Source organism: Candidatus Neomarinimicrobiota bacterium (assembly GCA_041862535.1).
GTDB lineage: Bacteria > Fidelibacterota > Marinisomatia > SCGC-AAA003-L08 > TS1B11.
Map to the genome: position 1 here is coordinate 1 of JBGVTM010000192.1, position 4,789 is coordinate 4,789.

The window sequence follows — 4,789 nt, forward strand, 5'->3', positions numbered from 1 at the left end:
GCCGTCGCTTTGCCAGACCGTCTCCAGCGACTTCTTGTGTTCCAATGTGGCCCGCCCGTCATTATCGCCATCTTCTTGGTAAGACGCAGTGACAATGATACTGCTGTGCGAATGGATCTCGGAGAGGGTACCAGAATGGGTGGCGACAGCTGTGGTGTGAATATTGGTTATGATGAGCGTGCTATCGCCACGGACACCATCCGGATCGCTGTAGGTCACCTGGATATCGTAATCCGTGTCCTGGCTCAGCCCGGTGAGAGTGGCCACGTAGCTGCTGTCCTCCTTTATCATCAGGCCGTGAGATATCCAGTCCTGCGTGGCGCTTGACTTATAATCCAGCGAAGCCAATCCATCCCCATCAGCATCTCCAGCATAATCGGCCCAGATGGTGATGGTTTGGTAGGTGTGGACTTCGCGCAGGCTAAGGGTCTCCGTCTTTGTGGACAGGGTTCGCACGGTAAAGATAAGCGGATTCGTTCCAATGACCTCGTCGGGATCAGCAAACGTCACCTTGACGTCGTATTCGGTATCATCTTCCAGGTCGGTGATGATTCCGGTGAACCCCGTTGAGTCGCGCTCCATCTGGCCGTCGTCGATCCACATGCTCTCCGAGGCGACCTTGTGCATGAGCGATGCTGACCCGTCCCCATTGAAGTCCCCAGAATACGACACCCGAATAGTGATGGTATCATACGTATGGGTCTCTGTAGCTGTACCGACGATCAGTCCATCCATGGTAGACTTGGGATTCGGTGTGTAATAAGTAGAGTCAAAAACAGTCCCATCTGTCAGTATGTGCCGCAGACGTAAGGTATCCCCATCAACAGTCAGTTCAGTATAACCATACTGCGAGATATAGTTCTCGACCATATAGCCGTTGCCGTCCGCGTTCGGGTCTACCGAATAGAGCGGCGCGCCTCCATTCCCGGTGACGAGCTGGACAGTACCCCTCGCTGAATCCACGGGCGTATGCATATCACCATTTAGTCCGAGCTTTTTACTCCTCACGTAGTAATGCGCGTGCCCCATAAACATGATGTCGCAACCGTTCTGGTACAGCGGTATACCCCACGTATCGTGGATTCTGTCTTCGTATTCTTTGGGGCCGAAATCGAAAATGGGGTGATGCCAGATGGTAAACAGCCACTGCTTGGGATTATTCTCAATGGCTTCCATCAGCATGTCATACTGCTCGCCGGTCTGGGGAGATGCGTCCGAATCCATAATGATAATGCGTGCGTTCTCGTAGTCCAGAACAAAATACTTGCCGTCGTTGCCATACTGCTGGCTCTGACCCGGAAGATAGGTGTGCCAGTTGGTCAAACCAGAAGGGATATCCAGCTTATCATGATTACCCGGACAAGCCATATATTGCGGTGGGATTTGATCCTGACCGGTCCCACCCAGGACTTCGTCACAAGCCAACTGCCAGGTGTTCCAGTCGTCAATATTAGTGCCATCCGCAACCACATCACCGACATTGATGATAAATCTGTAATCTGGGGTGCTATCCACGATGGCCTGGAGAACAGCTCTATGGTCGTCGTCGTTGCTCCTGGTGTCGCCGTATGCAATCCACTTCCACGCGCCCTGGGCCCATGCGGATGAAGCCAGTAGGAGATACAGTACAGCGTTGAATACCAGCTTACACGCTCGCGGCGCACTATTGAATCTGCCCTCTTCCCCCCTAAAAAAAGGCTGGCATGTTTGGGCAGAAACAGGTCCGCCATTTCTCATACAACGAGGACACCAGTGGTTATACATCCGGGATTATGGGTTCTATGAGCGGCAAACAACGAAAAATGCTCGCTATTGCTTACCACCTTGATCGTAACTCCGTTAAGAGATAATTAAATCAAGCTGTCTAATGTATCAAGTATTGCTAACATCGGCAACATTTGATCCCGCAATTAAAACCGGAGGGGTGATTAAGCCGGTAATGGCTTTGCCCCGTAGCATATACTACTACCAGCCTGCCGTTTGTCCGGTAGTCTAACCTGATCCGAGCAAAGACAAAGAACGCTGCTGCTACAAGGGCAGCAAGGAGCAGTAAACTGTCGAATACATTCAAATTGACTCCGATATGTTAGCTCCTATCAACTGCGGGAAAACGGCTGACGCTTTAAATGCGCGGTTTGAAACTCATTTCAATTTTTTAATTTTTAAAACATTGGCCAAACATCTTCCCAAACTCGCAAATCCTCAAACCTGCCCACCACTATTGGCTTCAGGTAAAAGCGATGGTCAGGCGCAGTATTAGAGCAATATTTTCGTCGTCGGCATTATTCATGTTCGCTAAATATTTCATTTATTTTCATTAATTGTTGCTGTTATTGTCCATTGTGTTCTAGATAATCCCAAATATTTATATATTCTTGGACGGACATTGGGGTCTTCAACAAAGGACCATTCATCTATAACTTTTATACCATTTCCATATGATTCGAGTTCAAGCGCATTCTTAATTCCAAAATTATATGAATAACCTGATTCAAGACCAAGTTCTCGCTTCATTTTCATTATAATAATCTTTTTCCACATACCTCTGGTATATTTTTCGGTTACTACCTCAAGTATGATTTGCGATTGATGAAATCTTTCAGAAAAAGTCTTAAAAAGATTAATAACATCATCCTTGGGCAGATACATAAATAAACCCTCAGCTATTAGAAGAATATTTTCATTCCCTCTCAAAGTTACTCTGTCAATCCATGAAATATCTAAAACTGAACAACCTATTAACTCATAATTAAGTTTACCTTCTAGAATCTCTTTCTTAATTTCGATTACTTCCGGTAAATCAAGCTCAATGTATTCACATTTCTGATTGTTTATTATCCAATATCTCGTATCAAAGCCTCATCCAAGGTTCACTACAATACAATCTGGATTCTTTGTGATAAAATCATTGACAATTGAGTCGTATTTTCTGGCTCTGATGGCTATAATATTGGTAAGTGCCGTAGCTAATTTTCTATTAAATACTTGCACTTTATCCTCAACGGAAGCAAAGGAGATAAATTTGTTTAAACAATATTCAGCCATAGGATCGTTGATGATTGGATTACTTTTTTGTGATTCCACAACATGACTTCTGAGGGTAACTATTGCCGTTTTTGATACATCTGTTAATTTAATAATTAATTTCCTTTTACTTACTTTGTATTTGCTTGCACCAATATCTTCCTAATCTTACATCAAATTGCGCCTAACTACTATTTATGAAGAAAAAATCCAGACCGTTGAAACTTGATATTGTGTATGTATCCATGACAGAATGTAATTCCCTCGTCTAATTAATCCGATAAAAAACATTGGAATAGAACCACTTGAATCGATAGTGCCTGCTTACTTGTATCCCTGATAACATGAAAAGGGAAAAATTCGTAATATCAAACCGGGCCCCGGCTCCTGAACCAGGTAAGAAGGGTGATGTACACTAGGCGAAAACAGACCTGTAACCTGTATACCCGGATCAATGTGTCACCCATGTAGTGAAAATAAATTGTAACCTATGTCCTGGTTCATTCAGCGCCTTTCCCCCTCACCTTAAGGAGAGGAGGCGACGCGCAGTGAGCGCCTGCCCTGAGCACAGTCGAAGGGGGGTGAGGTCACGCATCTCGCGCACCCGGCGAACGACAAACTGCTGTTTGGGTAATATCTTCCCGCATGATGAAATCTGGTTGCATGCCGTTCATCCCGAGCTCCTTCCGGCAAGGACGTTCAGAACCGGCTCTGCTCGATGATATCGTGGGTACCCCCCAAGAGGTGGTATCACCAGCTCCGTCGGCAAGGGTGAGCCAGTTATGATACCGAAACGATACCATGCTGTCACCCGTTTTTTGGATCACGCGGAATTGCCCCTTTTTCAGGGCCAACTGGATCTAAGCCGGGGCGTGTCCGGTGGCGAAATTCGTGGGCCGGATCAGGCGGTCATCCAGACGGGGCAGCAGGTCCTTCACGTAAATCTGCCACTGCAGGGAGCTGCCCCGTTCAAAGAGGAGCTGATACATATCCTCAGCCGTGCGCAACTGGCACTTTTTCTTGAGCTCGTTGGAGAGGGACTGGAGCTCGCTCAGCATGATGGTGATGGCCCGCTGGCCTTCCCTGGGGAGGAAGTCGATGCGGTCCTCGCGGAGGAGGCAGTCGAAGCGCCCCAGGAGCTCGTACTGAGGATATTCTGTCTCCTTATAGACGGGGATGTTGGGGGTGCGGATGAGGCCCTTGCCCTGATCACCGAAGTCGAGCACAGGTCGGGGCATTTGACAGATTTCCCGGAAGACCTCGGTCGAGTTGCGGCGCTCGCCGGTGCGGGTATTGACGAGGGTGGCGTTGCCTTTCACGCGCCACTTTTCGCTACAGCGCTGGCAAGCCAGATACCGCCACCGGATTTCCTCCAGCCCGTCGGATTCGCCGCAGTTGGGGCACCGGAAAATGAGCCGGGTGATCTTCTGGGCGGGCCGGAAGCTGACCACCCGCCGCGGCAGGTTGTGGGGACTCTCAAGGGCCGGATCCCAGCGGATGGCACAGTCCACGGCCTCTGCTACTTCAGTATCCGTCATCTCCGGGGTAAAGCTGAGAGGCTGCCGGAATTCTACGTACACCTTCGCTGTCCGGGGATAGCTGGCCCACCGCGGTAGGGCCAGATAACCGTTGTGGATGATCACCGGGTGCACCGGCACTTTCATAACCCGGAACAGTTTTCCGGTAGAGGCCACCGTAGGCAGGGTTATGCCATCCCAGTTGCTCTCCCCCTCCGGCATGACCACGATCATCCTTTTGTCCTTCA

At 48.7% G+C, this 4,789-nt stretch carries 3 protein-coding genes and 1 pseudogene; all 4 read right to left on the reverse strand.

Annotated features, from left to right (window positions below; all coding sequences use genetic code 11):
* The coding region (locus ACETWG_06885) for a metallophosphoesterase (protein ID MFB0516312.1) at positions 1 to 1,764 on the reverse strand (1,764 nt) is incomplete at its 3' end.
* A gap of 540 nt (positions 1,765 to 2,304) precedes the next feature.
* Positions 2,305 to 2,847: pseudogene (locus tag ACETWG_06890) on the reverse strand (class I SAM-dependent methyltransferase).
* Positions 2,848 to 2,859: 12 nt separating this feature from the next.
* A complete protein-coding gene (locus ACETWG_06895) occupies positions 2,860 to 3,084 on the reverse strand; it encodes a hypothetical protein (GenBank protein ID MFB0516313.1) in 225 nt (74 codons plus the stop codon).
* A gap of 800 nt (positions 3,085 to 3,884) precedes the next feature.
* The coding region (locus ACETWG_06900) for a hypothetical protein (GenBank protein MFB0516314.1) at positions 3,885 to 4,789 on the reverse strand (905 nt) is incomplete at its 5' end.